18 protein-coding genes and 3 pseudogenes are annotated in these 24004 nt (G+C 60.5%); 6 read left to right on the top strand and 15 right to left on the bottom strand.

The genetic code is table 11. The features are described 5' to 3' along the window. Positions 1 to 9: 9 nt before the first annotated feature. The 8 genes and pseudogenes from ABVQ20_RS29355 to ABVQ20_RS29320 form a co-directional block, all read right to left on the bottom strand. Positions 10 to 2249 (bottom strand): annotated as a pseudogene (locus ABVQ20_RS29355) (mannose-1-phosphate guanylyltransferase/mannose-6-phosphate isomerase). Positions 2250 to 2259: 10 nt separating this feature from the next. After that, positions 2260 to 3777 carry a phosphomannomutase/phosphoglucomutase gene (locus ABVQ20_RS29350; RefSeq protein ID WP_354463214.1) on the bottom strand — a complete coding sequence of 506 codons (1518 nt, stop codon included), beginning with the start codon at positions 3775 to 3777 and terminating at the stop codon, positions 2260 to 2262. Between the two features lie 175 nt (positions 3778 to 3952). Continuing rightward, a complete protein-coding gene (locus tag ABVQ20_RS29345; RefSeq protein ID WP_435528444.1) occupies positions 3953 to 4969 on the bottom strand; it encodes a nodulation protein NodZ in 1017 nt (338 codons plus the stop codon). Between the two features lie 229 nt (positions 4970 to 5198). Further along, on the bottom strand, positions 5199 to 5987 hold the full coding sequence (locus tag ABVQ20_RS29340; RefSeq protein WP_354463212.1) for an ABC transporter permease: 789 nt from the start codon (positions 5985 to 5987) through the stop codon (positions 5199 to 5201). 3 nt (positions 5988 to 5990) lie between these two features. Continuing rightward, the gene (nodI, locus tag ABVQ20_RS29335; protein WP_354463211.1) at positions 5991 to 6905 is read right to left on the bottom strand and encodes a nodulation factor ABC transporter ATP-binding protein NodI; all 915 of its coding nucleotides are present in this window, start codon (positions 6903 to 6905) and stop codon (positions 5991 to 5993) included. Positions 6906 to 7144: 239 nt separating this feature from the next. After that, positions 7145 to 8500, bottom strand: a complete 1356-nt coding sequence (gene nodC / locus ABVQ20_RS29330) for a chitooligosaccharide synthase NodC (RefSeq protein ID WP_354463210.1) — start codon at positions 8498 to 8500, stop codon at positions 7145 to 7147. A gap of 15 nt (positions 8501 to 8515) precedes the next feature. Next, complete coding sequence (nodB, locus tag ABVQ20_RS29325; RefSeq protein WP_354463209.1) at positions 8516 to 9169, bottom strand: chitooligosaccharide deacetylase NodB; 654 nt, start codon at positions 9167 to 9169, stop codon at positions 8516 to 8518. Then, positions 9166 to 9750 carry a NodA family N-acyltransferase gene (locus tag ABVQ20_RS29320; protein WP_354463208.1) on the bottom strand — a complete coding sequence of 195 codons (585 nt, stop codon included), beginning with the start codon at positions 9748 to 9750 and terminating at the stop codon, positions 9166 to 9168. Before ABVQ20_RS29320 ends, nodB begins: the two co-directional genes overlap by 4 nt. Before the next feature lie 292 nt (positions 9751 to 10042). Between ABVQ20_RS29320 and ABVQ20_RS29315 the strand changes: the two genes are divergently transcribed. The 4 genes from ABVQ20_RS29315 to ABVQ20_RS29300 all read left to right on the top strand — a co-directional run bounded on the left by ABVQ20_RS29315 (position 10043) and on the right by ABVQ20_RS29300 (position 12984). Continuing rightward, complete coding sequence (locus ABVQ20_RS29315; RefSeq protein ID WP_354463207.1) at positions 10043 to 10987, top strand: LysR family transcriptional regulator; 945 nt, start codon at positions 10043 to 10045, stop codon at positions 10985 to 10987. A gap of 75 nt (positions 10988 to 11062) precedes the next feature. Beyond that, positions 11063 to 12181, top strand: coding sequence for an IS5 family transposase (locus ABVQ20_RS29310; RefSeq protein ID WP_354463206.1), 1119 nt, complete (start codon positions 11063 to 11065; stop codon positions 12179 to 12181). Then, positions 12178 to 12522 (top strand): hypothetical protein, encoded by a 345-nt coding sequence (locus tag ABVQ20_RS29305; protein ID WP_354463205.1) that lies wholly within the window; start codon positions 12178 to 12180, stop codon positions 12520 to 12522. The genes ABVQ20_RS29310 and ABVQ20_RS29305 overlap by 4 nt, the downstream gene beginning before the upstream one ends. A 273-nt stretch (positions 12523 to 12795) precedes the next feature. Beyond that, a complete protein-coding gene (locus ABVQ20_RS29300; RefSeq protein WP_354463204.1) occupies positions 12796 to 12984 on the top strand; it encodes a hypothetical protein in 189 nt (62 codons plus the stop codon). Positions 12985 to 13734: 750 nt separating this feature from the next. On the opposite strand, the gene ABVQ20_RS29295 is transcribed toward ABVQ20_RS29300, so the two are convergent. From ABVQ20_RS29295 to ABVQ20_RS29280, 4 genes and pseudogenes are all read right to left on the bottom strand, one after another. Continuing rightward, positions 13735 to 14940, bottom strand: a complete 1206-nt coding sequence (locus ABVQ20_RS29295; RefSeq protein WP_354463203.1) for a beta-ketoacyl-[acyl-carrier-protein] synthase family protein — start codon at positions 14938 to 14940, stop codon at positions 13735 to 13737. Further along, positions 14941 to 15219 carry an acyl carrier protein gene (locus tag ABVQ20_RS29290; protein ID WP_354463202.1) on the bottom strand — a complete coding sequence of 93 codons (279 nt, stop codon included), beginning with the start codon at positions 15217 to 15219 and terminating at the stop codon, positions 14941 to 14943. It lies immediately after the preceding gene. 97 nt (positions 15220 to 15316) lie between these two features. Then, positions 15317 to 15489, bottom strand: a pseudogene (locus tag ABVQ20_RS29285) (polysaccharide deacetylase family protein); the annotation flags it as partial. Then, a pseudogene (locus ABVQ20_RS29280) lies at positions 15486 to 15927 on the bottom strand (GNAT family protein). The pseudogenes ABVQ20_RS29280 and ABVQ20_RS29285, both read right to left, overlap by 4 nt. A gap of 163 nt (positions 15928 to 16090) precedes the next feature. Between ABVQ20_RS29280 and ABVQ20_RS29275 the strand changes: the two are divergent. Continuing rightward, positions 16091 to 17035 (top strand): LysR family transcriptional regulator, encoded by a 945-nt coding sequence (locus ABVQ20_RS29275; RefSeq protein WP_354463201.1) that lies wholly within the window; start codon positions 16091 to 16093, stop codon positions 17033 to 17035. A 6-nt stretch (positions 17036 to 17041) separates the two neighbouring features. On the opposite strand, the gene ABVQ20_RS29270 is transcribed toward ABVQ20_RS29275, so the two are convergent. The 3 genes from ABVQ20_RS29270 to ABVQ20_RS29260 all read right to left on the bottom strand — a co-directional run bounded on the left by ABVQ20_RS29270 (position 17042) and on the right by ABVQ20_RS29260 (position 20692). Next, on the bottom strand, positions 17042 to 17845 hold the full coding sequence (locus ABVQ20_RS29270; protein ID WP_354463200.1) for a TIM barrel protein: 804 nt from the start codon (positions 17843 to 17845) through the stop codon (positions 17042 to 17044). A 173-nt stretch (positions 17846 to 18018) separates the two neighbouring features. Next, complete coding sequence (locus ABVQ20_RS29265; RefSeq protein WP_354463199.1) at positions 18019 to 19050, bottom strand: LacI family DNA-binding transcriptional regulator; 1032 nt, start codon at positions 19048 to 19050, stop codon at positions 18019 to 18021. Positions 19051 to 19384: 334 nt separating this feature from the next. After that, a complete protein-coding gene (locus tag ABVQ20_RS29260) occupies positions 19385 to 20692 on the bottom strand; it encodes a dicarboxylate/amino acid:cation symporter (RefSeq protein ID WP_354463198.1) in 1308 nt (435 codons plus the stop codon). A 1246-nt stretch (positions 20693 to 21938) separates the two neighbouring features. On the opposite strand from ABVQ20_RS29260, the gene nifA reads away from it, so the two are divergent. Further along, positions 21939 to 23762: a nif-specific transcriptional activator NifA gene (gene nifA, locus ABVQ20_RS29255; protein WP_354463451.1), complete on the top strand. Its 1824-nt coding sequence runs from the start codon at positions 21939 to 21941 to the stop codon at positions 23760 to 23762. Positions 23763 to 24004: the final 242 nt, after the last annotated feature.

The raw sequence follows: 24004 nt of genomic DNA, 5'->3' as shown, positions 1-24004 counted from the left end.
TCCAGCCCCTCAGCTCTCCCTCTCTACCGTGCCGTCCAGGTACTGAGTCAGTGCGCAGACCAAATGATAGAAGATGCTGGCCGGCACATCTGACGCCAGCGAGCGGCCGCGTTCGTCGATGCGGTCTATCCACAGGCCGAGCGGCGCTGGGTCGATGTGCCAGCGAAACAGGCGGCCGACACGCTCCTCGATCTCCGGCTTAAGGTCGGGCCCGCCTGAACCATCGAGCGCGATCGCCGCCTTGATCGCTTCTGCCTGCGGCCAGCTGCGCGACACCCGGTCGAGCGGCAGGCCCTGCCGCGATACGGCGCCGTAGGCAAGGCCGGTAGCGCGGTTGAGGCCGTTGGCGACGGCCGAGGCATATAGCTTGCGGGCAAAGTCGGTGAGTTCAGTCTGGCCACTGCGGTCGGCGAAATCGACCAGCAGCGAAGCCCATTCGAAATGATGGCCGGGCTCGGTCCAGGTGGCTTTCTCGCTGTTTGCCGACTTCCAGCCGTCGTCGAAATATTCGCCGACAGTCCAGCTTTCGGCATCGAAGAAATGGCTGCGGAAGAGATCGATGATGCGCGAGGCACGGCGCAGATGGGCGCGCTCGCCAGTCGCCCGGTGCCAAGCGAGGAAGGCTTCGAGCAGATGCATATGCGGGTTGGAGCGCCGTTCGCCCATACCGTCCAAGGTTTCGAGGAACCGGTCATGCGGCTGTCCTCGAGATGCGCATCAAGAAAAGCGAAAGTCTCTTCGCCGAGCCGCAAGGCATCGGGATGGTTGGACATATGGGCATGCGCCAACGCCAAGAGCACGCAGGAATGATCGTAGGCGTCCTCAACCGGATCGGCGACCGAGCCGTCGACATTGAGCGTGCGCACCCAGCCGCCTCTATCGGTGCGACCCTTTCCGGCCATGAAGTCAATGCCGTGGGCGATCAGCCGCTCGGCCGGGCCGTCCCAGCCGCGCGCCTTGGCGACCGCGAAGGCGTAGACCTGGCGCGCCTGCGTGCGCATGCGTTTCGGCTTCATCAGCGGCGAGCCGTCGAAGGCCAGCGCCTCGTGGAAGCCGCCGTGGCGCTCATCGACGCCCAATGTCGACCACAGCGGCAGCGTCTCCTCGAACAGCCAGTGATGTACGCGACGGCGCCAGGCACCGCTGTCGATGACGCGGTCATGCGCCGGCGTGAACCTCGTCTCCAACCGGCCGGATTTTTCCAACTGCTCGACGATCTTCTTGACGTGCTGGCTGTGGCTGACCGGCGCAACGAAGATAGCGTCCACCGTCGTGACGATGGCGACGTCCCTCATCCCGATCGCCGACACCAGGCGACCGTCGCTGCGGATATAGGAGTTCTCGCAATCGATGGCGACGACGTCGCCGACGATGACGTTTCCCTCTTTGTCTGAGGGGCCGACATCGAGCAGCGATTGCCAGGAGCCTAGATCGTTCCAGCGGAAGCCGGCAGGCACCATGGCGATATCCTTCGCACGCTCCATGACGGCGTAGTCGATCGAAGTCGAAGGGATGGCCGAATAGAGTTCCAGCGGCATATAGAGGCCGGACAGATCGCTGGTCGCCGACTTGTAGGCGGCTTCGGTCGCCTGCCAGATTTTCGGCGCGAAAGCGGCGAAGGCATCGCGCATGGCGCCGGCTCGAAACAGGAAGATACCGGTATTCCAGTAGAAATTACCGGCCTCGAGATAGGTCTGGGCCGTTGCAAGATCGGGCTTCTCGACGAAGCGCGAGACATCGAACACGCCGTCCCGGTCGGTCGCGACCTCGATATAGCCGTAACCTGTTTCGGGCTGCGTCGGCTTGATGCCGAACACCACCAGCCGGCCGGCGCTGGCCGCCGCTGCGCCCGCCTCGATGCTCTCCCAGAACTGTCGAGGCGTCGAAATCTCATGGTCGGAGGGCACCACCAGCACCAACTCGTCGCCATATTCGGAGAGCGTGCGCAGGCTGGCCAGCGCGACAGCGGCCGCCGTGTTACGGCCGGTCGGCTCGAACAGCGGCCCGCCCCCGGAAAGGTCGAGGCCGGCGAGATCGGCATGGACGCGGTCTGCATGCCGCTCCGAGGCGATCAGGAAGATCGGTGTTTCGCCATTAGGTCTTGCAGTCAGCCGGCGCAACGTCTTGGCCAGCATCGAACCATCGCCGGAAAAGTCGTGGAACTGCTTGGGATTGTCCTGGCGCGACAGCGGCCAGAGCCGCGAGCCGACGCCGCCGCTCATGACAAAACTGACGATCCGCTCGGTCATGGACGCCCTGTCAAAAAGTCTGGTTGTAGGGGCCGACTTCGGGGCTGCGACGCAGCACCGCGTCAACGGCGTCGAACATCTGCCGGCGACGATCCGACGACACCGGGCTTTCGACGACGACGACAAGCTCCGGCTTGTTCGACGAGGCGCGCACCAGCCCCCAGGTGCCGTCCTCGGCGACGACGCGTACGCCGTTGACGGTGATCAGGTCAACGATCTTCTGGCCAGCGAAGCTGGCGCCATCGCGCTGCATCGCCTGAAAATCGGCAACCACTCGCTCGACCAAACCATACTTCACATCGTCGGCGCAGTGCGGCGACATGGTCGGCGTGCCGAAGGTCAGCGGCAATGCGCGGTAGAGATCGGCCATCGAACTGCTGGGACTGCGGTCCAGCATCTGGCAGATGGCGATTGCCGTGACCAGCCCGTCGTCGTAGCCGCGCCCGATCGGCGGGTTGAAGAAGAAATGGCCTGACTTTTCGAAGCCGGCGACAGCGCCGAGCTCGGCGACGCGGCGCTTGATGTAGGAGTGGCCGGTCTTCCAGTAGTCGGTGACGGCGCCATTGGCGCGCAGCACTGCGTCGGTGTTGAACAGGCCAGTAGACTTGACGTCGACGACGAAGGTCGAGCCCGGGTGGAGCAGCGAAATATCGCGCGCGAGCATGACGCCGACCTTGTCGGCAAAAATCTCGTTGCCTTCATTGTCGACGACACCGCAACGGTCGCCATCGCCGTCGAAGCCGAGCCCGACATCGGCGCCGGTCTCCAGCACCTTGTCCCTGATGGCATGCAGCATCTTCATGTCCTCGGGATTGGGGTTGTAGCGCGGGAAAGTGTGGTCGAGCTCGACATCGAGCGGGATGACCTCGCAGCCGATGCGCTGCAGCGCTTCCGGCGCAAAGGCGCCGGCGGTGCCGTTGCCGCAAGCGGCGACCACTTTCAGCTTTCGCGTGATGCGCTTGTCGCGGATCAGATCGTCGAGATAGGTCGCGCGAAAATCGCGGATGAAGTTATAGGAACCGCCGCCGGCAAGATCGAAGTCACCGGCCAGCACGATCGCCTTCAGCGCGCTCATTTCATCGGGGCCGAAGGTCAGCGGCCGCGCCGCGCCCATCTTGACACCGGTCCAGCCATTCTCGTTGTGCGAGGCAGTGACCATGGCGACCGAGGGGGTGTCGAAGGCGAACTGGGCGAAATAGGCCATCGGCGACAGCGCCAGGCCGATATCCCTCACCTTTGCTCCGGCGGCCATCAGCCCAGAGACCAGCGCCAGCTTGATGCCAAGCGAATAGGAACGGAAATCATGCCCGGTGACGATGTCGGGTCCGGCACCGAGACGGCGGATCAGCGTGCCGAGCCCCATGCCGAGCGCCTGGACGCCGATCAGGTTGAGCTCCGGCGGCTCCGCCGAACCCGTTTGGCCGAACCACCAGCGGGCATCGTATTCGCGAAAGCCGGACGGTTTGATCAGCGCCGAAGTTTCAAACTCGAAGCTGTTGGGTCGGGCCTCGTCAACGGATTTGATCATCACGGGTCAGGCGGCTCCAGGCAAACAGGGGACCGGAGTTCGACAATAGGCACAATGGCTTACTCTCGCTTTCCGCCTCTTCTGGCGGGTCTTGGTGTCGCCGGAAAACCAAAAGCGCCGAATCGCCGAGGGGCCTCCACCCATCAGAACCAGAGTCGACGGGGTGCCAAGACTATCACCAAGTCGGGAGATGTTCGGAGGAGTTGTCAATTAAGCTCAAACGACCCGGTTCGTTCAAATCGAATTCAATAATACGTGGCGCGAAGAGGCGGGCATAGCGCGAGAAGGCGCTGGTCGGCGGAAAGCGAATGACGGTATCGCACCGCCCAAGGAGGTACATCTCGACGAGCGCAGAAAAACCGCCGTTAACGCCCAGTGCCGCGCTGTGTAGTGGCCCGGCCCGATCCGCTTGGAAGTGTTTTGGAATAGTGAAAAGATCGGGAAACACGCCAGACAAGTCATGATGCACCTGCGCACTGTCAGTACACAATAACACCTTCACAGGTCTTGAATGCGGTAGCGCTTTAGCCTTGCGAATGGCCGTGCATACCTGCCGGAAGGCGAGTGCCGGATCAGCCCAGTAGGGAGCGTGCTCCATAATATCTTCGCCGTTGCCGTGCCGGACATGCACCCCGATTATGCTATGCTCCTTGAAGTGCTCCTGGTAGATGGCGTCAATCCGAGCTTCAATTTCAGGCCTCGGTTTGATACTCCGAAAAATCTGTCGTTCGGCATCCACATCGCAACGCCACATCAAGCAAGCATCGCATACTACTGTGTTGGCTTCAGTGTCACTTTGGGCCTCGAAAAGCTCTCTCAGCTCTTCACGTTCTCGGAAAATCTGTTCATCTGGGCGGAAAACGCAGTCGATCGATGGCTTATTCCACCACGGCGGGAAGAAAGGCCCAGGCAATGAGAGCTCGTTGATTTGATCGTCGCAAATAACCGGTACGCCAGCGATGTCTTGAATTGGCTCGAAGAACATCGGAAACGCATTCGTGAAGGGTTGATCGAGATAACAGGAGCCACGCCAATCTATCGCTAGCGTCCGCCCTGTCCGCTGCGCGTAGGACCAAGCTGCCGCTAGCGACCACATGCAATCGCCAAAACCGGTACGCCGTCGAGAAACGACGAACCGATCCTCGCCCGAACCGATCATCTGGGATCGCGGTCCTATCATCTCGTTCTCCATTTATCGTGACAAGAAAGTCAAATTGCCTGTCTCAAGACCGTTCCACCTGACTGGGCTGCAATGTCGCTCGCCGTAAGGCGGACTTTCTTGCTGGAAATGTCGCACGTCAGCTGCAACACGGAGTCCTTGAGGTGCTTGCAGCGAATGGCCAACTATGGCCGGATGATCATGCGCCTCCGCGCGAACTTCGTGGCACTGCATTACCGATCTCCTTCTCTCGGAAGTTATCTCAACGCATCAGGCGCCGGCGAAGCAGCACCATCGAGAGGAAGAACGGCAACACCGCGTACATGCAAAGCGCACCGATATGCAGGGCGATGCCGCCAGCCGGGCGATCAAGCATTTCCGGACGAATAAGGTCGATCGAATGTGCCAGCGGCAAAAAGTGCGCTACCTGCTGAAAGGTGCCTGACAATTGGGTGACCGGAAAGACCGCGCCTGACAGGAACAGCATGGGTGTGAGGAAGAGCGACTGGTAGAAGACAAAATAGTGGTAGCTGGGCGCAAGCGCGGTGACGGTCATCGCCAGGCTCGCAAACGCGAAGCCAGTGAGAGCGATGGCGGGCAGCACATAGAGGACGGATGGCCATGCCGCATAGCCCAGCATGGCGGCAACGATCGTAATTGTCGTACCTGCCATAAAGGCCTTGGTGGCTGCCCACGCCAATTCACCGAGAACGATGTCGCCGAGGGTAAGTTGTGTGTACAGGATTGCTTCCCAGGTGCGCTGTTCGCGCATGCGAGGGAAAGCCGCATAAATTGTTTCGAAGGTCGACGCGGTCATCGCGCTTGTCGCGACCATGCCGGCTGCCAAAAAAGCAACGTACGACGTATCTTCAACGCGACCTACCATCATTCCGAGGCCAGTGCCCAGTCCGAAAAGATAGATCATAGGATCGGCGAGGTTACCGAGAATTGACGCAAGTGCAGCCTTCTTCCATGACAGATAGTTGCGGCGCCACACCGCAATCCAGTTCCACGCGTTGGCGGGTAGAGCCGCCGCAAAATCTTCACCCATCGTTTACTTCTCCATCTCGCGTCCGGTCAGCCGCAAGAAAACGTCCTCCAGATTAGGTGGACGCTCCAGAAGACGCAGACCGGCGCGCCCGCGCAGCTGCACGCGCACCTGCTCCGGATCGGGCGCATAGCAAAAGAGCGTCTCGCCGCTCACCTCGATGCGCTGAACGTATGGCCTGATCAGCGAACTCAGCTCCTGTGGATTGCCGCCGAAAATCTCGATCACGGGGCACCCGATATGTTCGTCAATCAGGGCATGAGGGCTGCCTTCGGCAATGTTGCGTCCATGCTCGAGAACGCACAGCCGATCGCACAACCGCTCAGCCTCTTCCATAAAGTGGGTAGTCAAAATGATCGTCTTGCCGCGCGCCAGCAGGAAACGCAGACGCTCCCAGATCAGGTGGCGAGCGTGCGGGTCGAGGCCGGTAGTCGGCTCGTCCATTACGAGTAGCTGGGGGTCGTTGATCAGCGCACGTGCCAGCGTCAGGCGCCGCTTCATGCCGCCGGACAGTTCGGCGACACGGGCATCCGCCTTGCTCTCAAGGCGGGCGAACTCGAGGAGCGATGGGATGACCGCTTTGATCGCGCGTGTGCTCATGCCGAAGTAGCGCCCGAACACCAACAGGTTCTCGCGTACCGTGAATTCCAGGTCAAGATTGTCGAACTGGGGAACCACGCCGATGCCCTTGCGTGCCAAGCGACCCCGTGCCGGCACTGGCACTCCGAGCACGGTGATCTTACCCGCGTCAGGCCTTGTCATGCCGAGGACCATACGCGCAATCGTGCTCTTGCCCGCACCGTTCGGCCCCAGCAGGCCGAAGCACTCTCCCGACGCAACGGTGAGCGAGAGCCCATTCACAACGAGCTTGTTGCCAAAGGACTTGTTTACGCCGGTAAGGTCGATTGCTATGTTTGACATGCGTCTATCTCAGGCCGAAAGAAGCCGATCGGCCGGCCGGCAGTTCACTTGTGAGCGTTCTGGTCCAGAGCAGGCCATCGCTGTGAGGGCCCTTGGGGAGCGACGCCGGAGCATTTGTATGTGACGCTCTCCCCCTCTAGGGATTGCCGTCGAGCCGCTACGGATCGTCTGCGGCCACTTCCCGTTCTAACAATTGAAATGTTGTCCAACTCACGACTTGTGCCCTGCGCAGTACACTATCACTCGCCACTGAGCACGCTCTCAGACTCCGCCAAGCCTGAAGAACCGCGCGAAAGATCCGTCCTGCGAATTGAGTGAGCAACTTCCGAACCTCCTGTAGCGTTTGGTTCGGCGATCGGGTTTTTGATGCGGATCTGCTTTTCCCCTCCATTGGGTAGGGTAGGCGCCTTGCGCGACAGCCAATCGCTATTGCTCAATGTGCACAACGCATAGGCTTTCAAGGGAAGTAAGAGAAAGACGTTGATGAATGTGTGCAGAGAAAAACCGAGAAATCGAAGTTGGCGAGCACGAAACGCTGCCACGCTGCACCGAATGATGGTCATGGATGCAATCATCAGGACTGCCGACCAAGGCACTTTGGCTGTCAGTGCGAGCTGCGCGAGTCCAGCCAATACCGACAGGGCGAGCAAAAGCGGGCCGAGATTCTGTCCGACCACATCCAACGTGAGATAGCGATTGAGGCTTGGCAATAGGCGCAGCGCAAGCAACGTGTCCCGAAATGTGCTTCGAGCCCAGCGGAGTTGTTGGCGCAGATACGGCCCTAGCCGATCCGGAACGACGGTTGCGGCGATGGCGTCGGGAACGTATTCGGTTCGAAGGCCTGCTTTCAGCATGAGGATCGTGAGATGGCGATCCTCACCGAAGTCGCTTGGCTTCCCACGAAACAGTTGCGTCTCGTACTGATCCAGCAGCAAAAGGAGTGCGGTGCGACGGTACATCGCACATGGGCCGCAGCAGCACATAACGGCACCAAAGCGAGCCTGTGCCGCTCGCTCCTCATTGCAAGCCAGCCAGTACTCCATATCGATCAACCGGGTCAGCCAGGTGTCGCTCCGGTTGCTGGCCGTCAACTGGCCCATGGCCGCGCCGACGGCTGGATCCTGCATCTTCAGTGCAAGCTTTGTGACGACGTCGGACGCGAGTGTCGTGTCCGAGTCGACGTTCAGCACCAAATCTCCAGACGAGCGGCGTATCGCGGCGATCTGCGCTTTGCGTTTGCCAACATTCTTGTCGAGCAAAATGAAGCTGAATCTCGGGTCGCCCGCAAAGGCACCGTGTACCGGTACGACAGCGTCGCGATTTGAGGAACCGTCATCAACCACATAGACCCGCAGTTTTCCGGCATATTGTTGGCTTGCAATGGAGGCCAGGCACGCGGAGAGCGCGCTCGGATCCTCGTTGAAGCAGGGGACAATGACATCCACGCTCGGCAGAAGGTCGAAATCGACCAAATTGTCCGATTCCGGTGAACGGTCCATCGGCAAAGCATAAGCCATCTGCATGCTTTTATAAGCAGCCGAGAGCAGCGCATAGCACGAGACGGCGACAGTACTGGCTGTGGCAAGCAGGTCCATAGGATCTCTCAATTTTCAGTGAAGTTGAGGAAGCGAGCGGATTACAAATCCGCGGTCATGCAATGCTGGAATCAGGCGGAACAGCGCCTTGACCGTCTGGTCGCGCAGAGTGGCGCGAGTACCGGGTTTCAACTCGTCGGGAGGGCACCCGTCGTGCAAGAGGACAATTGCGCCCGGCCGGACGCCGGCGAGCACGGCGTCGACAATCGCGTCGACGCCGGGGCGAGCCCAATCTCGCGGGTCCACCGACCAATGGACGGGCGCCAGTCCAGCGCTCACCGACGTAGTGAGCACTTCTTCGGACCAGATCCCATACGGCGCGCGCATGTGCCGCACGGTGACCTGGGGGCACGCCATCCTGATGGCTCTGTTCGCCTCAAGAATTTCACGTTCGACTTCGCCGGGTCCGCATCTGGACAGGTCCGGATGAGTCATCGTGTGGTTGGCAACCTCGTGCCCTTCTGCAATCATTCGTCGGATGAGCTCCGGCCGGTCTGCGGCGTAGGCACCGATGACGAAGAACGTCGCCGGCACCCGATGTTCCGCCAGCACATCGAGGATCTCCGGTGTGCAAAGTGGACCGTCGTCGAAGGTCAAATAGACGCTGCGATCTTCGGTGCCGTCAGCGCAGTCGCTCGGCACTTCGCAGAAGTAGTCCAGGTTTTTCATAGCTCCGGACCGTTCCGGTCAATCAGGGTGCCGGACGGCCACTCGCTCATCGAGCGTCCAATCGGCACAACGAAGACAAGCACGTCCTCCAGGCGCGTGGGCGGCAGGTCGAGATACACTTCTGGGTGGGTCGACCGTACGCGAACGTCCGGTACGATGGTCGCCAGACCGTTTCTGCAGAACCTCTCAACATGGTTCCGCATCGCGTGCCGAACCGTGCCGAAAGCGAATGGAACCCCGAGCTGCTGCAGCACTGGATACACGGTGCGCATTGAAAAGCTGATTCCGAATCCCTCAAGATCCTGACGCACCCCGTACAACCCCAGTTCGGCCACTAATAAATCGACATCGCCCACCTTGATGAAGCGGCGCAGTATGCAAATGTGGGCCGCTATGCCGTGCGCGTCGTAGCCGATTGCGCGGAATTCCGGCCTCGCACCGGCCCAACTGCGGCCACCTTCGAATGGCTTTGTCTCGAAGGCCCCAGCATAGGTCTTTCGGAAGAAGTCGGAGAGATCGGCATGGTCGGCTAGTTGCAACTCATTTTCCCAGCACAACCTCCACTGCACGTCAGAGTGCATGGAAAGACCTCGTCTTTGTTGGTGTTTTCTTGAGGTAAGCGTCTAGTAGGGAAGCTTGTCGTGGCGAGCCGACGCGATTTAGCTTGCGCAAATCACCGATGACACTTAGCCGCAATGGACATACGACTCGGTTGATATTCGGCGTACACTGGAAAATGCTTCTCGGAGCCAACGCAAACATTGACAGTTACCTTTAGGCTTACATCGTTGAAATCTCCTATGCGACGTTCACCAAAATCGGTAAAATCGTTTGTTTCGATCAAATGCATCCACACCATGGATAGCTGAAGACATGCGTTTCAAAGGGCTTGATCTGAACCTTCTCGTCGTGCTCGACGCGCTGCTGAGCGAGCGCGGCCTCACGGCAGCGGCACGTCGCATCAACCTAAGTCAGCCGGCCATGAGTGCGGCCGTCGCCCGGCTGCGTGACTATTTCCACGATGAACTATTTACGATGAGCGGTCGCGAACGTATTCTGACACCGCGTGCCGAAGCACTCGCCCCGGCGGTTCGCGACGCACTCCTGCGCATCCAGGGCTCGATTATTTCTTGGGATCCGTTTAACCCAGCTCAATCCGACCGCCGCTTCAGGATTCTTCTTTCCGACTTGGTCACACTCGTGTTTTTTGAAAAGGTCGTGGAACGTGTTGCACGGGAAGCACCCGCCGTCAGCTTCGAATTGCTGCCTGTCGACGACAGCCCAGATGAGCTTCTCCGGCGCGGTGATATCGATTTTCTAATTCTCCCGGATTTGTTCAAGTCGAGCGCGCATTCAAGAGTGGCGCTGTTCGACGAGACGCTCGTGTGCGTGGGCTGCGCCATGAACAAACAGCTGCCACGGCAGCTTACGTTCGAGAGATACATGTCGATGAAGCACGTTTCGGTCAAGTTCGGGCGTATGCTGAAGCCCTCCATCGAGGAATGGTTTTTGCTTGAGCATGGTCTTAAGAGACGTGTCGAGGTCTCCGTGCAGGGCTTCAGCATGATCCCGCCGATGGTATCAGGCACAGATCGTATAGCGACCATGCCCTTGCGGCTGGTCAAGCATTTCGAAAAAACGTTCCCCATGCAGATCATCGACCTTCCGCTGCCACTTCCTGGGTTTACCGAGACCCTCCAATGGCCGGCCCTTCACAACAGTGATCCGGCAAGCATCTGGATGCGGGAGATAATGTTGGAGGAGGCGTCCCACATGGCTACTCCAAGCAAGACCTCGGGACGTCGCGGGCGCTCCTAGCAGGCTGTTGAAAAAGGGCTCGCGACGGTCCCAGGTTCGTGATTCACTCTGACCACGAAGAGGTGGGAGTGAATCGTGCGGGGCGACGACGGACAGACGGGCGAACTGTTCAGCTACGTGGACCTTGAAGCGCGGGTTCGGCGCAATCATCCGTTGCGGGCGATCCGGACGATCGTGAATGAAGCCCTGTCGGCTCTGCAACGCGAGTTCGCGGCGCTGTACTCGCCGATCGGGAGGCCGTCGATCCCGCCTGAGAAGCTGCTTCGCGCGATGCTGCTGCAGGCGTTCTACTCGATCCGCTCGGAGCGGCTTTTGATGGAACGGCTGGAATACGACCTTTTGTTCCGCTGGTTCGTCGGGATCGGCGTCGATGACGCGGCCTGGGACCATTCGGTGTTCTCGAAGAACCGCGACCGGCTGCTAGAGGGCGACATCGCCGCGAAGTTCCTGAGCGCGGTCCTGGCGCAACCCAAGGTGAAGAGGCTTCTTTCCACGGATCACTTCTCGGTCGACGGCACGCTGGTCGAGGCCTGGGCGTCGATGAAGAGCGTCAAGCCGAAGAGCCCGTCGTCGGACGCCGACCCGGGGAACGGCTCGGGCGAGCCGCCGGCAGAGGGCGGCGGGCGCAACGCGGAAGCGGACTTCCATGGCCAGAAGCGGTCGAATGATACGCATGCCTCGACCACCGATCCGGACGCCAGGCTCTACCGCAAGGGTAAAGGCAAGGAGACGAAGCTGTGCTTCATGGGACATGGGCTGATGGAGAACCGCCACGGCCTGCTGGTTGACGCCTGCCTGACGCTGGCCGACGGACATGCCGAGCGGGTGGCGGCACTGCACATGATCGAGCCCCGCGCCGACCGGCCGCAAGCAATCACGCTCGGCGCCGACAAGGCCTACGACGCAGAAGACTTCATCAATGAGCTGCGCACGATGACGGTGACACCGCACGTGGCGCAGAACACCAACGGCCGCCGTTCGGCGATCGACGGGCGCACGACCCGGCATGGCGGCTATGCCGTCAGCCAGCGCATTCGCAAGCGCATTGAGGAGGCGTTCGGATGGATCAAGATGGTCGCCGGACAGGCGAAGACGAAGTTGCGTGGCCGCGACCGCGTCGGATGGGCGTTCACCTTCAGCGCTGCCGCCTACAATCTGGTGCGGCTGCCGAAGCTGTTGGCGGTGCCGGCATGACCGAGCCCGCGGGCTGCCAACTGATCGGCCGCTGGCGGATCGTCGAAGCCGATCTGTGGGATCGCGGCTATCTCAACTTCGGCGGGCCCGCCATGATCTCCATCGGCGCCGACAACCACGGCGAGATAGCCTTTGGCGCCCTGCAAGCCGGCCTCGACCTCGGTTACAGCCCTTCGATGGTCTTCTTCACATGGGCCGGATTCGATGAGATGGACGAAGTCACTGGCGATGGCTCCGCCGAACTACTCGACGACGGCTCGATCGAGATCACATTCGCCTATCACAACGGCGACGAGGCTATCCTCAAAGCCAAAAGGGATACTTCTTCAACAGCCTGCTAGATCCGCTCAGCGCCTCACACCGGCTCTCATGTTCACTGTCAAGACTTAGGGCGAGAGATCGGTTGAACCTGCACGCGGCGAGAAGTGGAGCTCAGAACGACGGTTGATCAGTCTCCCATTCGCGGGTTGGGTACCGCCTTCCGCGTTTTCAGCTCGGGGCTATCCTTGGTCTAGAGCGCGAGTTGTGCGTCAAGTTCGGCAAAATGGCCTGGCATTGACGTCGGCCGTGCGTTCGCCGCGCAGGGTCCTCGTTCACCGTCAAGGCCAAGAAGAGTGGCCGAACAGCTCCTCGGTGATTGCCTTCGGCTCGCATTGCACTCTCCACCAACGCCGATACCAACGCTTTCTTCGAGCGCTGCTGGCTCGGACAGCTCCGTCGAGAACCGTCTGGAAGGCACCCGCAATCTCAACATGAAGCATTTGCGCGAACACAAGAAGGAGGTGCTGCGACAGGCGGCCTGAACCGCTTCGTTCCTCACATGCTTAGCGTGAGCGTCGTGCTCGCACCGTCAAGGCCGCCTGTCGCGCCGCCTTCGGCGGTGGCCTGCGGCCAGCCTTGACCGCGCTGCGCGCGACGCGCCGCAATGCGGTGAGGTCGGGACGAGGGATGGTCGCCGCCGTCGAACAAAGGGATACCCGCCCCCATCATGACGCTTTTGCAGAACTTGACGCACGCAACTCACCTTCAGAGCGGTCGCTCTTCTCTCTTCAGAGTTTCTTGCTGAATTCTTCTACCACCATCGAGCAGGCGCGGGGCGGACTGGCTCGCCCACATAACTACCGACGGGAGTTCCCCACCGTGGCTCGCCCCGGCGCTGTGCCGCAGGTTGGCTCGAGACCGCAACGACGGTGAGAGCTCTCGCCCGATGGCTCACAAGAAGGGGCCATCTCATGCACGATCTCGGCCATGACCACCGGTGGCTTCTTGCCGGCAGCACCCAGGCGGCCGGCCCTGCGCCTTCCAGAGATTTGTCGCGTACAGCTTTAGACAGACCCTCAAGCCGATCCCGCAGGGCCTCGCTTCCCTTTTACGGGTAGCGGTAACGCGGCTTCAACAGTTAAGAATTTCGCAAAGTCGATACCCCGCGGATCGTCGAGCTTCGCTGCACTACCCGCATTCGCCGAGGCGGCCGATGACCCGCTCTTCACAATAGTTATCCGGCAAACATCTGGATGCGAGAGATAAGTTACAGGAGGTATCTCTCATGGCCTCTACACCTGCCTGAATGCCAGAACAGCGTTCGTGCCGCCGAAGGCGAAGGAGTTGCTCAGTGCCACGCGCACCTTGCGCTCGCGGGGCACATTGGGCGTGACGTCGAGATCGCAATTGGGGTCCAGCTCACGATAATTGGCAGTCGGCGGCACGACGCTCTCGCGGATAGCCATCACGCAGGCAATCATCTCCAGCGCGCCCGATGCGCCAAGGCAGTGGGCATGCATGGATTTGGTCGACGACACCGACAATCTGTAGGCGTGGTCGCCGAAAACGCGCTTGATCGCCGCCGTCTCGATCTGGTCGTTGGCCTTGGTGCCGGTGCCATGGGCATTGAGGTAGTCGACATCCTCGGGATTGAGCCCGGCGTCGGCAAGGCAAGCGCGCATTGCTGCCTCCGGCCCCTCGACAGTCGGCGCGACGATGTCGGAGGCATCGGCGGAAAGGCCGGCACCGACAATTTCGGCAAGGATGGTGGCGCCCCGAGCCATGGCATGCTCGTAGCTTTCCAGCACCGCCATGCCGGCGCCTTCACCAAGCGACAGGCCCTGGCGATCGGCCGAGAATGGCCGGCACGTATCGGGCGAAAGCACGCGGATCGCTTCCCATGCCTTCAGCACACCCCATATGAGCGGCGCTTCGCTGCCGCCGGCAAGCATCACGTCGGCCCGGCCGAGCCTGATCTGGTCCACCGCGGAGGCAATCGCATGGTTTGCCGAGGAACAGGCGGACGTGACGCCGAAGACCGGCCCGCGCAGGCCGAGACTCATGCTGACCTGGCCGGCGGCGGCGCCCGGCATCGCCTTGGGTACAGTCAAGAGAGCGGCACGCTTACCGCCCAGGAGCATGGCGCGGTAGGTTTGCTCGATCGCATCCCAGCCGCAGCCGCCAACGCCCACCGTCGCACCGAAGCGATAGCTATTTCCTTCTTTGGAGGAAAGTCCAGCCTGACGCATGGCTTCGCGCGCTGCAAGCACAGCGAGCAGGCTGAAGCGGTCCATGGAGACGAGCTGCCTGCCGACGATGTTATGCTCCGGCAGCGCTTTGATCTCGGCCCCGATCCTGACCCTCAATTCATGGAGCTCGGAGTTGACGATCGGCCCGATGGCGCAGCGGCCTTCGCGCATCTCTTTCCAGATGGAGGCGGCGTCGGTCCCAAGCCCGCAAAGCCCTCCGATCCCAGTAATCACGACACGCCTGTCCATTCACGCCACCTTAGCGAGCAAGCCACGCACGGCTTCCACCATGTCGCCGACATTCTGGAGATCCGACCAGGCCTCGGACGTGTTCATCTCGATCTTGATGCCGTAGGCCTGCTCCAGGTCCCAGAGAACGTCCGCCAATCCCAGTGAATCGATACCGAGCGAAGTCAGTCCCGTGGCAGCCGTTATTTCGCCGCTCGAGGCAGGCGCTATATTGCCGCCCTCCGACGCGGCGCGATTCTTGATCATCGCGATTATTTCGTTGGTCAGTTGATCAGCCATCTTGTTCCTTTCCAGCTTGCGTTTTCGACGTGGCTCAATGCCAGAGCCGCGCCGCGTTGCGAAATCTGCCCCTCGCCAGCTTGTGCGACTCACCAAGACCAACTGCTTGTGGAGATCGGGTGAGTTCCGGCTGGTCTGCGGCGTAGGCACCGATGACGAAGAACGTCGCCGGCACCCGATGTTGCGCTAGCACGTCAAATAGACGCTGCGATCTTCGGTGCCGTCAGCGCAGTCGCTCGGCACTTCGCAGATGTAGTCCAAGTGTTTCATGGTTCCGGACCGTTCCGGTCAATCAGGTGCCGGACGGCCACTCGCTCATCGAGCGTCCAATCGGCACAACGAAGACAAGCACGCCCTCCAGGCGCGTGGGCGGCAGGTCGAGATACACTTCTGGGTGGGGCGACCGTACGCGGACGCCCGGCATTGAAAATGCTGATTCCGAATCCCTCAAGATCCGGACGCACCCCGTACAACCCCAGTTGATGAAGCGGCGCGGCATGCCAATGTGGGCCGCTATGCCATGCGCGTCGCAGCCGATTGCACGGAATTCTGGCCCCGCACGCCCAACTGCGGCCACTTTCGAATGGCTTTTCCTCGAAGGCTCCAGTCCGTCCATAGGTCTTTCGGAAGAAGTCGGAGAGTTCGACATGGTCGGCCAGTTGCAACTCATTTTTCCCAGCACAACCTCCACCGCACGTCAGAGCGCATGGAAAGATTTCTCCTTTCGGGCTCTTTTTAACGCACTCGTCACGCGATAGAGGCAGTGTGGTGATCGGTGCGCGTCAGATGCTGCCGTCAATGTAGGATTCAGGAAGATTGATAAAATCGTTTGTTTCGATGAAGCGCATTCACGCTATGGATAGCTGAAGACATGCGTTTCAAAGGGCTTGATCTGAACCTTCTCGTCGTGCTCGACGCGCTGCTGAGCGAGCGCGGCCTCACGGCAGCTGCACGCCGCATCAACCTAAGTCAGCCGGCCATGAGTGCGGCCGTCGCCCGGCTGCGTGACTATTTCCACGATGAACTATTTACGATGAGCGGTCGCGAACGTATTCTGACACCGCGTGCGCAAACACTCGCCCCCGCGGTTCGCGACGCTCTCCTGCATATCCAGTGCTCGATTATTTCTTGGGATCCGTTTAACCCGGCTCAATCTGACCGCCGCTTCAGGATCATTGTTTCCGATTTCGTCACACTCGTGTTTTTTGAAAAAGTCGTCGAGCGTGTTGCACGGGAAGCACCCGCCGTCAGCTTCGAATTGCTGCCTCTCGACGACAGCCCAGATGAGCTTCTCCGGCGCGGTGATGTCGATTTTCTAATTCTTCCGGAACTGTTCATGTCGAGCACGCATCCAAGAATGCCGCTGTTCGACGAGACGCTCGTGTGCGTGGGCTGCGCCATGACCAAACAGCTGCCACGGCAGCTTACGTTCGAGAGATACATGTCGATGAAGCACGTTTCGGTCAAGTTCGGGCGTACGCAGAAGCCCTCCATCGAGGAATGGTTTTTGCTTGAGCATGGTCTTAAGAGACGTGTCGAGGTCGTCGTGCAGGCATTTAGCATGATCCCGCCTATGGTCTCAGGCACAGATCGTATAGCGACTATGCCCTTGCGGCTGGTCAAGCATTTCGAAAAAACGTTCCCCCTGCAGATCATCGACCTTCCGCTGCCACTTCCCGGATTTACCGAGGCCCTCCAATGGCCGGCCCTTCACAATAGTGATCCGGCAAGCATCTGGATGCGGGAGATAATGTTGCTAGAGGCGTCTCGCACGGCTACTCTAAGCAAGACCTCGGGACCTCGCGGGCTCTCCTAGATCTGCTCAGCGCCTCACATCGGCTCTCGCGTCAATAGCCTCGCGTCGGATGAGATCGATGCTGGCGGCAAGTGCGCCTGCGAGGTCGTCTAGCAGGTGGATTTCCTCAACTAGCTCGAACGAGAAGGGACCGGCATAGCCGCCATCAAGCAGCGCCCGGATCTGGCTGCCATTGTCGAAACCTCCCAGGACGCGATCCGGGTAAATCCAGAAGGCCGGATCGTTCACGCCTGAAATGTGCACGAGACCGGTTAGCTCGCAGGAGAAGAACGTCTCCCCGGCGAGGGTGTGGTGGAACGTGTCGTGCACGAGGCGGAAGACGGACTGGCCATCAACCGCGGCAATGGCCTTGGCCGCTTCCTTCTTAGAGCGAAGCGAGCAGGTCTGGAAGCCCAGCGGCTGGATAAGACCGATCAACGCCCGCGACTGGAGGATCGGCTGGAGCGCGCTTAAGGCGACGGGCAGATTCTCGCGGCGCTCGCCGTTCGCGGGCCACGAGCGGTCAATGACCGGCACCAGCACGAGCGCCTTCGCCCCGCAGTCAGCCGCATAATCGGCGAGCTTCCTCGCCTCGGCCTGGCGCGCGGGAGTCCACTCATTGAAGCGCTGCAAGGCGTTGACAGAGATAATCGTGACGCCCGCCTCAGCGGCGGCAGACCGGACGTCCGCAGCCGGCATGCTAGGTGCAAAAGAATTGCTGAAAAGAACGTCGGTCAGACCCTGGTCGCGGGCAAGCGCGAAAAAAGCCCGAATATCAAGTCGGGGCGCCGCCATGTGGTCCAGTGCAAAACGGGGCGACGCCAGGCGCATGACTTGGCTTTACCTTTCATGAAGCGGGGTCGTGCCGTTCTCGGCTGTTCGGCTTCTGCCGCGCGTGGCAACCGCTCGTTGATTGAACAGACCGAAATGAGGCAGAACAGTCAATCGAACTTTCTTTCATCTGTGAAAGGAAACTCGACGTTCATGATAGAATCCATCAAGCGTCATATATTTTCCGGAAGATGGATGTCGAACGGCAGAAATGTCTGCCCCGGCGTCTCCACCGTGCCGTTCTCGATGGCCCGCGCCATCAGCGTCATCAGTTCCTGGCAAAGCCGGCGCAGTGGCGTGGCGACAGCCATCGTGATGATGTTATCTGCGAGCGCCGCCCGTGACTCCGGCGTGATTTCGTTCACGATCGCGATGAGATCCAGACCTTTGCCCTCTTCCCGGAGCGCAGAGATGGCGCCCTCCATGCCCCCGCCGGCCACATAGAAGCCGACGAGCTCGGGTTCCCGCTGCATGAGATCGAGTGTTGCCTCGTAGGTGATCTGCCGTTTCTCGAGGTTCACGAGCGGATCGAGCACCTCGAATGTCGGCGCGTTCTCACGGCAATAGGAGCGAAAGCCGATGTCCCGGAGCTCGTGCCCCTGGAAACGGTGGCTGCCGACAAACACCGCGACCTTTCCGGGGCGTTTTGCGATCTTGGAAAACATCCAAGCGGCCGTGCGCCCCACCTTGCGGTTGTTAAGGCCGATATAGCCCTGACGCACGCCGGCGGCGAAGTCGGAAAGCAGCGAGAAAACCGGAATGCCTTTGGCCTGGAGCTCCTCAACCGCCGCTGTAATCTTCGGGTGGTCCGGTGCCACCATGGCAATCGCTTGGCAGCGCGCGCCCAAATCCTTGAGCCGCGCAATCAGGTCGCCCGGCACATTTGACGGCGCGAATTCGATGAGCGGAATGCCGTGGAAGGACTGGGCCAAACTGACCGACGCTTCGACCTCGCGCGCGAAGTCTTGGTAGAAATGGTGCGCCGGTTTTCTCAAGATGAAGCCCAGCCGATAGTGCGGCAGGTCACACTGCAAGCGCTGCTTGATGAGACCGGCAGCATGATAGCCGATGGCGTGTGCGGCCTCGTGGACCCGCCGCGCGGTCTCCTCCCGCACCGGATGGCGGGCGTTCAGAACGCGATCGACCGTTGCTACGCTGACTCCGGCTTCGCGGGCGATATCGGTAATTGTGGGGCGCTTGGTCATGGGTCCAATTCTGATTAGTTTTAACGCCGGCTAACCCTCTGTCATCCGGCGCGTCTTGGCGAAGGTTCCGGGCGGCAAAGTGAAGACGTCCGCATACTCCATGATCGACGGCGTATTCGACGAACAGCAATCCAGGCGTAGCCCGGCGCGTATCGATGTACAGTTCGCTTGCTTAGGGAGCCCGTATTTTGCACTCATCGCATTTAGCGCTTCTGATTTCATCGCCTCGCGAGGCGCGGTTTGGAGCCTGGGAGTCGATCGCTTGGTGCTTATGACCAGCCCGCCGAGTTTACAGGTCGCGAAGCTGTGAATTACTCGGCGGGGCGTGGCCGGTTTAATGCTCGGCAAACCGATGACCGCAGAAGGCGGCTTTCATCTGCGCTTGGTCCAATTCGCCTTCCCAGCGGGCGACGACGAGCGATGCCACCGCGTTACCGACAACATTCGTCAGCGCCCGGCATTCGGACATGAAGCGGTCGACGCCAAGGATCAGCGCCATGCCAGCAACGGGAACACTGGGTACTACGGCGAGCGTAGCGGCCAGCGTGATGAATCCCGCACCTGTTACACCTGCTGCACCCTTCGAGGAAAGCATCGCAACGAGCAACAGGAGGACCTGATCGCCAATTGACAGATCCGTGTTCGTCGCCTGGGCGATGAAGAGGGCCGCCAGCGTCATGTATATATTGGTGCCGTCCAGGTTGAAAGAATATCCGGTCGGGATGACGAGCCCCACGACCGAACGCTTGGCGCCGGCCTTCTCCATCTTCTCCATGAGCGAGGGCAGCGCGGCCTCCGAGGAGGACGTTGCCAGAACAAGCAGCAGCTCTTCCTTGATGTAGCGAATGAGAGAAAAGATCGAGAAGCCGTTGTAACGGCAGACCGCGCCGAGAACACCGAACACGAAGAGGAAGGCGGTGAAATAGAACGTCGCGACCAGCATCGCGAGGTTGACGATCGACCCGATGCCATATTTGCCGGTGGTGAAGGCCATTGCGCCGAAAGCGCCGATCGGGGCGGCTCTCATCAGCAGTCCGACGAGCTTGAAAATAGGGGCGATCAGCGCCTGAAGGAGGGAAACGACAGGCTCGCCCGTCTCTCCGGCCATGGCCAGGGCGATGCCGAACAGAACCGAGAAGAAAAGGACCTGCAGGATGTCGCCTTGCGCGAAGGCGCCGACGATCGTCGACGGGATGATGTTCATCAGGAAGCCGGTGACCGACTGATCATGCGCCCTTACGGTATAGGTATTCACGGCCTGGACGTCGAGCGAGGCCGGATCAATGTTGAGGCCGGCGCCCGGCTGAACGACATTGGCGACGACAAGGCCCACGATAAGTGCAAGCGTTGAGAAGGTGAGGAAATAGACCATCGCCTTGCCGGCAACTCGGCCGACCTTTTGGAGATCGTTCATGCCGGCGATGCCGGTCGCAATTGTCAGGAAGATGACAGGCGCGATGATCATCTTGACAAGCTTGATGAAGGCATCCCCCAGCGGCTTCACGCTCTCGCCGATCGCCGGATAGAAATAGCCGAGTGCGACGCCGAGGGCGATGGCGGCAAGCACCTGCACGTAGGGCTTGGCGTAGAGGGCTTTGCGAGGCGCGCGACTCGCGCTGCGGACATGTGGAGCTAACACCATTTCTCTCCCCAACCGGATAGGGGCCGGGCTCTTCCTCCCATCCCAGGCTTCTCCCATCGCGGCGCTCCGGTCGAACGCTGCACCAACGCCGCCGCAAGCGCCGTGCCAAAATGGGGAGATTCACCAGCCACGCCTTTTCCCAAGTTTTCCGTGGCATCGCGCCAATGGCCTTGTGCGGATTTCCGCACCGGCAACCTTCGGTCTGGCGGAATCCCGCACACTAAGGTCCGCCAGCGGTCGGGTCTTAAGAATGGGATGGCAGAAGACGGGACGGGGCGCCCCGCACGCCCTCTGATATTTCCTGGCAGATCGGTCGCCGGTCGTATCTCTGGCCTTCTTGGTGTGCCTTTCGGTTTTGTCGTCTTTGCGACAGGCCGCACTGGCCCGCACGAGTGCGGAGTATTCTCTACGCGACCGTATCTTGCCGCGCTCCCGCAGCCGCCGACGATTTGAAAGGAGACGTCGAGAAGCAGAGAGTGTTTCCGGTGATCCTGACCCGCGACGTGCAGTTCAAGAGCCGACCAGTGTCATCGGCTGCGGTTGCCGCTTCCGATCACTTCACGCTGATGGCGAATGGCACGCAACGCCTCTGTACGGTCAGCGCGCCAGAGACCGCGGATCCGCCGGGGCGACATTGCTGTTGTTCGACATTTTATCTGCTCGACGACAAATAGCACTGAGGGAATTCTATCATCGGCGACAAGTTTCCTATCACAAATGAAAGAAAGCTCGATTGACTAGCAGCCCTCATTCCGGTCTGTTGAAGCAACGTACGGTTGCGCCGGCAGAAGCCTAGAACGGCGGCCACACTCAGGAAGGAGAGCCAAGCCATGCGTCCGGTATCGCCTCGCTTTGCACTCGACCACATGGCGGCGCCCCGACTTGATCTTCGGGCATTTTTCGCGCTTGCCCCTGACCAGGGGCCTGACCCCCGCCCAAATCGTGACCGCCTTTTCAGCAATCCTATTGCAAGCGGCATGCCGGCGGCGGAAGTCCAGTCTGCCGCCACAGAAGCCGGCGTCTCGATTATCTCTGTCAACGCCTTGCAGCGATTCAATGAGTAGACGCCCACGCGCGAGCTAGCTCGCCGAATATGCGGCGGCCTGCGGGGCGAAGACGCTCGTGCTGGTGCCGGTCAACGACCGCTCGGGCGACAATGCCATTTGCCGAGAGTGTCTACGCGCCGACGACGTTGCAGGCGCACATGCCGCGAGCATTGATTTCGCGGCGCGAGATCGAGGATGACATGCTAGACTCAGACAATACTCGCGAATCCGAACAGAGTGCCGGGGAGGCGCCGCCATGCTGCACATCGCTTCAGGACGCGACAAGGGCTAGCTCAAAGCCCGAGACGAACAACGCGATCCCCATTGTGCCGTCGCACGAGAGCGCGCTTACCGAGATCTTCGAAATATCGAAAGTACTCACCGCCCCCTCCCGGCTCGAAGTCACGTTGGCCAAGGTCGTCGATCTTCTGCGATCGTTTGTGCAGATGCGGCACGGCATCATTTCTCTCCTCGACGGTGATGGCGAACTGGACATCACCGTAGGCGCCGGCTGGAGCGAGAGCTGCGATGAACGCTGCCGGATGTACGTGCCGCGGAAGGCAATCGACCAGATTGTGACGACGGACACGCCCCTCGTCGCCGAGAACATAGCGGTGCATTCGGCCTTCAGTGCCGCCGACACGGATGGGCTCGGAGCCTCCGACTCCATCCGAGTGTCGTTCATCGGCGTTCCCATTCGCGTCGATGCGAACGTCGTGGGCACGCTGACCATCGACCGCGTGCTGGACAATAGGTCAAGATCTTGGCTCGATTACAACCTCCGTCTGCTACCCGTGATCGCTAACCTGGTGGGACAGACAGTGAAGTTGCATCGCTCGTTCGCGTGCGACCGCGAGCAATCGATGGCGGAGAAGGAGCGGCCGCAAAAGCAATTCGGCGAGCTCAAGCATCCTGCGCGGGAGCGTAAGAAGGGTTTCGTCAAAGGGATGATTGGCGACAGTCCGGCGCTACACAGTCTGCTCGAGAAGGTCGCGGTGGTGGCCGAGGCGAAGATTACGGTTCTGTTGCGAGGCGAATCCGGGACCGGGAAGGAACTGATCGCCAAGGCCATTCACGAGTTGTCGCCGCGTGCCAAGCGGCCCTTCATCAAGCTCAATTGCGCGGCGCTCCCAGAGACAGTCCTGGAATCCGAATTGTTCGGTCATGAGAAGGGTGCCTTCACCAGCGCGTTCAATTCGCGCAAGGGGCGCTTTGAGCTCGCCGACAAGGGGACGTTGTTCCTGGACGAGATCGGCGAGATCTCGGCCTCGTTTCAGGCAAAATTGCTGCGCGTGCTGCAGGAGCAGGAGTTCGAGCGCGTCGGCGGCAACCAGACCATTAAGGTCGATGTTCGCGTCATTGCCGCCACGAACAAAAACCTGGAAGAGGCGGTTGCACGGAACGAGTTCCGCGCTGACCTCTATTATCGCATCAGCGTGGTTCCCTTGCTGGTGCCGGCGTTGCGCGAACGGCGCGGTGATATTCCGCTCCTCGCGGCTGAGTTTCTCAAGAATTTCAACGATGAGAACGGCCGTACGCTGACCTTCGATCCGAGCGCGATTGAGGTACTGATGAACTGTGATTTTCCCGGCAACATTCGCGAGCTCGAAAATTGCGTGCACCGGACAGCGATCATGGCGGCGGGACCATCAATCGGGAGAAACGACTTTTCCTGCTGCCACGGCCAATGCTTTGCGGCGGCCCTGTGGAAGACCAGATCGGGCAATATCGCGCTGCAAACGGGGCCGATCGTGCCGGTGCCAGTGAATCCGGCCACACAGCCGGCTGCGGCCGCCAGGTCTGCCGCCGTGGCAGTCTCGCCAGCGATCACTGGGCAGCCACCGCTAGCGCCTGCCGGCGCAGCCCACTTAAATGGTGCGAGGATCATCGATTGCGAGGGTGTCATTGCGGCCATGGAAAGATGTGGCTGGGTGCAGGCAAAGGCGGCACGCCTGCTTGGACTGACGCCGCGCCAGATTGGCTATGTGCTGAGGAAATACGGCATCGAGATCAAGCGTCTGTGAAAGGACGACTGAGGCGAATAGCTGGGACAAATCCAAGCGTTGGTGGTTTGGCAGGCCTTTGCCCGATGACGAGGGGATGCAGACCGCGCGTCGGCGCCAATTCGATCCGATGGAGGACAGCCCGCCCGACCTCACGGCAGTCGGCGTCCCGACAAAGGTGGCGTGAAGCAGCGCTGTGACGCCGGTTTGTTGGCCGTGTTGCTCTCAAGCCATCAGCTGATGCCGGATCCCCTTCGCGGCTG

This window comes from Mesorhizobium shangrilense (assembly GCF_040537815.1).
GTDB classification, from domain to species: domain Bacteria; phylum Pseudomonadota; class Alphaproteobacteria; order Rhizobiales; family Rhizobiaceae; genus Mesorhizobium; species Mesorhizobium shangrilense.
The sequence above is the reverse complement of the archived record's forward strand: the minus strand, read 5'-3'. Positions and strand labels throughout refer to the sequence as shown.